Raw genomic sequence first — 4,387 nt, 5'->3', positions numbered from 1 at the left:
CCACGGCGGGGCTGGGCGCGGCCCTGCTGGCCTATGCCGCCTTCGGCCTGCTGCCCCTGCGCCTGCCAGCCGTGGCGCCGCGCGCCGAACCCTGGGCCGGGCCGCTGATCGGGCTGCTGACCGGGCTGGTCACGGCGGCCACCGGGGTCTTCGTGCTGCCGGCGGTGCCATACCTCCAGGCCCTGGGGTTGGAACGCGACCGGCTGGTGCAGGCGCTGGGCCTCTCCTTCACGGTCTCCACCCTGGCGCTGGCGGCCGGGCTCGCCACGGGGGGCGGCTTCGGGGGCGGAACGCTGAGCGGCTCGATGCTGGCGCTGTTGCCGGCGCTGGCCGGCATGGCGCTAGGCGGCTGGCTGCGCGGCCGCGTGGCAGCCAGCACCTTCCGCCGCTGCTTCTTCGGCGGGCTGCTGCTGCTGGGCGCGCATCTGTTGTGGCAGGGGCTTGGGGGGTGAAAAAACCGGGGGAATGAATTCCCCCTTCTTTTTCTTCTCGAGCTTTCGGGTGCGCCTGTGGCGGCGCCCTCTCACGCCGGGCTGCGCCGGAGGGCTGAGCCATCCGGCGACTGCGGCTTCAGCCCGCGTTGCCCTTATTCAAAACATCCCCGCGACCCCGCCGGCCACCTGAACTTCAACTCGAAGAAAGAAGATGGGGGTCCGGGGGAATTCATTCCCCCGGCCTTCTCCCGCTCTGCCTCAATGCGTCACCCCCGCACGCTGCGCCGCTTCCCGCAGATCCTGCACGAAGGCCTGGTACTCATGGCGCTTCTTCTCCGCGTCTGGGATGCGCAGCAGGAAGCTGGGGTGCACGGTCAGGAAGACGTCGCGCCCGGCGGGGCCGGGCATGACCTCCCCGCGCGCCTTCAGCACCGGCACCTTCCGCCCCAGCAGGGACTGCGCCGCCGTGGCGCCCAGGGCCACCAGCAGGCGGGGGCGGACCTGCTTCACCTCTTCCAGCAGGAAGGGGCGGTAATGGGCGATGTCGCCCGAATCAGGCTTCTGGTGCAGGCGGCGCTTGCCGGTCTGGGTGAATTTGAAGTGCTTCACCGCATTGGTGACATAGGCCTGGGCCCGGGTGACGCCGGCCTCCGCCAGGGCCTGGTCGAAGAGCCGGCCGGCGGGGCCGACGAAGGGGCGGCCGGCGCGGTCCTCCTCATCCCCTGGTTGCTCGCCCACGAACATCAGGGGCGCGCCGTCGGGGCCCTCGCCGGGCACGAAGGTATGGCCCTCGGCCCAGGGGGCCATGGGCCGGGCAAGGGGGGTCTCGGGATGCGCGGGCTGGCTCATGCAGGGCCAACCGCCGGCCCGGTGCCGGGTTGCGGCCCGGCCTGAGCGGAAACGGTGCCAGGCAGCCTTCCCCGCCCGCGGGCGGGCTGGTAGATACGTCGGCTCTTTCGCTCACAACCGCGGGCGCGGATGCCGCGCCCGCATCGGCACGGGGTTGCACAAGCCATGAAGTTCTCGGTGGATCGGGCCGTGCTGCTCAAGGCCTTGGCGCATGTGCAGAGCGTGGTGGAGCGCCGCAACACCATCCCCATCCTGGCCAATGTCATGCTGGCGGCCCATGAGGGCGCGCTGACCCTGACCGCGACGGACATGGAGATCGCGATCGTCGAGGCGGTGCCCGGCGTCACCGTCACCCGCGCGGGCCGCACCACGGCGCCGGCCGCCACGCTCTACGAGATCGTCCGCAAGCTGCCGGACGGCGCCAAGGTGGAGCTGGACCACCCCGGCGGCGACGCGCCGCTGGCGCTGCGCGCCGGCCGTTTCGCCACCTCCCTGATGGTGCTGCCGGTGGAGGACTTCCCCTCCATGACCGAGGGCAAGCTGCCCTATGGCTTCGAGCTGCCGGCGCTGACGCTGCGGGAGCTGGTGGACCGCACCAAGTTCGCCATCTCCACCGAGGAAACGCGCTACTACCTCAACGGCATCTATATCCATGCCACCGAGAGCGACGGGCAGAAGGTGATGCGCGCCGTCGCCACCGACGGCCACCGCCTGGCGCGGGTGGAGGAGCCGCTGCCGGAAGGCGCGGCCGACATGCCGGGCGTCATCATCCCGCGCAAGACGGTGAACGAGATCCGCAAGCTGGCCGAGGAAAGCCACGACCCGGTGGAGATCAAGCTCTCCGACACCAAGATCCGCTTCACCTTCGGCTCGGTGCAGCTGACCTCCAAGCTGATCGACGGCACCTTCCCGGAATATGACCGGGTCATCCCGCGCGGGAACGACAAGATCCTGACGGTGGACAAGAAGGCCTTCGCGGAGGCCGTGGCGCGCGTGGCGGCGATTTCCTCCGAGCGTTCGCGGCCCGTGAAGCTTTCCCTCAAGCCGGACAGCCTGACGCTGACCGCCTCCAGCCCCGACCAGGGCCAGGCGGAGGAGGAGCTGGACGGCGACAACATCTCCTACAACGGCAGCGGCATCGAGATCGGCTTCCAGGCCCGCTACCTGTCCGACATCACCGACCAGATCGCCGAGAAGGTGGAGTTCCGCTTCGCCGATGGCTCCGCCCCCACCGTGGTGGTGGATGCGGCCAAGCCCGAGGCGCTCTACGTGCTGATGCCGATGCGCGTCTGACCGCCCGGGCGTCAGGCGGAGGCTCGGCGCTTCCCGGGGCGATGGTGGATTTTTGAATGAAAGCGGCGCCAGGGAGGTAATCTTTGGCGTCGCTGCCTCGTTGAGCCGGTGCCACCAAAACCGGAGAGGCGTCCCCATGTTCATGCGCGTTGACAAGCTTCAGGCGGAACTGCCCGTCCCGAAGCGGAAGGACCCGAACGCCGCCGCCGCCCTGCAGGAACTGCTCGGCGGCAAGTATGGCGAGATGTCCACGCTCGGGAACTACATGTTCCAGAGCTTCAACTTCCGCAGCAAGTCCAAGCTCCGCCCCTTCTACAGCCTGGTCGCCGCCATCACGGCGGAGGAGCTGGGGCATGTGGAGCTGGTCAGCAATGGCGTGGCCATGCTGGCGAACGGACCGGATGCCGAGAATGACGACACCGATGGTGGCGACATCTCCGGCGCCCCCTTCGAGATGATGAAGGACATCCGCTCCTTCGCCTCCTTTGCCTCGGCCGGCGGTGGCGCGCTGCCGGTGAACAGCAACTCCATGTCCTGGAACGCGGACATGGTCACCACCACCGGCAATATCGTGGTGGACCTGCTGCACAACTTCCACCTGGAATGCGGCGCGCGGCTGCACAAGCTGCGGGTCTATGAGACGCTGTCGGACCCCACGGGCCGCGAGGTTTGCGGCTATCTGCTGGTGCGCGGCTCCGTCCATGCGCATGCCTATGCGCTGGCGCTGAAGAAGATCACCGGCGTGGAGCTGGAGAAGTTCCTGCCGACGCCGAACATCCCGCTGGACAAGATCCCGGAATGCCAGAAGTACCTGCAGGAAGGCTCGCACCGCCGCCTGTACCGCTTCAGCCCGAACGACTACGCCGAGATGGCCGCCATCTGGGGCAACGGGGAGCAGGCCCTGCCGACCGACCCGCCGGGCGAGCTGGAGGTGGTGGACGGCATGCCGGAAGGCGGCAAGATCCATGACCTGACCGGCGTGGCCTCCGCCTTCGCGCCCGATTACGCGCCGGAGGAGATGTTCGAGATCGCGACCAAGCTCTACCAGAAGTCGCGCTAAGCTTGGCGCCAGGGGTGCCGGCACCGCATGCCGGTACTCCACGGGCGGGCGGCCGTTTGGAACGGCCCGGTGGCGTGCTACATCTGTTCTTGTGAACTCCCCTCCCACGCTTCGCCTCACCCGCCTGATGCTGCGGGATTTCCGTAGCTATGCCGAGCTGGACCAGCCCATCGCCGGCCGCCTCGTGGTGGTGGCGGGCGCCAATGGCATGGGCAAGACCAACCTGCTGGAAGCCATCAGCCTGCTGGGCCCCGGGCGGGGCTTGCGCGGCGCCAAGGGAGCGGAACTGGGCCGCCGGGAAGGGGCCGAGGGCCTGTCCTGGGTGGTGGCCGGGCATTTCGACGGGCTGGAAGGCCCGGTGGTGATCGGCACCGGCGCCGAGGCGGGGCAGGACCGCCGCTCCTTCCGCCTGGATGGCGCCGCCGTGCGCAACCAGGCCGAGATCGCCCGCCATGCCGCCGCGCTGTGGCTGACGCCGCAGATGGACCGGCTGTTCCAGGAGGGCGCCTCCGGCCGCCGCCGTTTCCTGGACCGTCTCGTCTGGGCGCTGGAGCCCAGCCATGCGCGGGACGTGGCGGCGCATGATGCCGCCATGACCCAGCGCAACCGCCTGCTGGCCGAGGGCGGGCGCGATGCCCGCTGGCTGGCGGCGCTGGAGGATACCATGGCCCGCCATGCCGTGGCGGCGGTGGCGGCCCGCCGCTCCCTGGCGCTGCGGCTGAACGGCGCGCTGGAGGCCGGCGTGGCCGGC

At 69.8% G+C, this 4,387-nt stretch carries 4 protein-coding genes and 1 pseudogene; 4 read left to right on the top strand and 1 reads right to left on the bottom strand.

Translation table 11 applies throughout. The annotated features are described in order from the left end of the window. The coding region (locus tag IBL25_RS24665) for a TSUP family transporter (protein ID WP_187781110.1) at positions 1 to 452 on the top strand (452 nt) is incomplete at its 5' end. A 240-nt stretch (positions 453 to 692) separates the two neighbouring features. On the opposite strand, the gene IBL25_RS24660 is transcribed toward IBL25_RS24665, so the two are convergent. Next, positions 693 to 1,283 carry a UdgX family uracil-DNA binding protein gene (locus tag IBL25_RS24660; protein WP_187781109.1) on the bottom strand — a complete coding sequence of 197 codons (591 nt, stop codon included), beginning with the start codon at positions 1,281 to 1,283 and terminating at the stop codon, positions 693 to 695. Between the two features lie 165 nt (positions 1,284 to 1,448). Between IBL25_RS24660 and dnaN the strand changes: the two genes are divergently transcribed. The 3 genes and pseudogenes from dnaN to IBL25_RS24645 all read left to right on the top strand — a co-directional run. Continuing rightward, a complete protein-coding gene (dnaN, locus tag IBL25_RS24655; protein WP_187781108.1) occupies positions 1,449 to 2,576 on the top strand; it encodes a DNA polymerase III subunit beta in 1,128 nt (375 codons plus the stop codon). 136 nt (positions 2,577 to 2,712) lie between these two features. Next, positions 2,713 to 3,636: a manganese catalase family protein gene (locus IBL25_RS24650; protein ID WP_187781107.1), complete on the top strand. Its 924-nt coding sequence runs from the start codon at positions 2,713 to 2,715 to the stop codon at positions 3,634 to 3,636. A gap of 91 nt (positions 3,637 to 3,727) precedes the next feature. Next, positions 3,728 to 4,387, top strand: a pseudogene (locus IBL25_RS24645) (DNA replication/repair protein RecF); the annotation flags it as partial.

This window comes from Pseudoroseomonas ludipueritiae (genome assembly GCF_014490445.1).
Lineage (GTDB): Bacteria > Pseudomonadota > Alphaproteobacteria > Acetobacterales > Acetobacteraceae > Pseudoroseomonas > Pseudoroseomonas ludipueritiae.
This window is presented reverse-complemented; position numbering and strand designations above follow the sequence as displayed.

Coding starts and splice junctions, on each gene's coding strand:
- IBL25_RS24660 (WP_187781109.1), bottom strand. CDS start 1,283: ATGAGCCAGCCCGCGCATCCCGAGACCCCCCTTGCCCGGCCCATGGCC.
- dnaN (WP_187781108.1), top strand. CDS start 1,449: ATGAAGTTCTCGGTGGATCGGGCCGTGCTGCTCAAGGCCTTGGCGCAT.
- IBL25_RS24650 (WP_187781107.1), top strand. CDS start 2,713: ATGTTCATGCGCGTTGACAAGCTTCAGGCGGAACTGCCCGTCCCGAAG.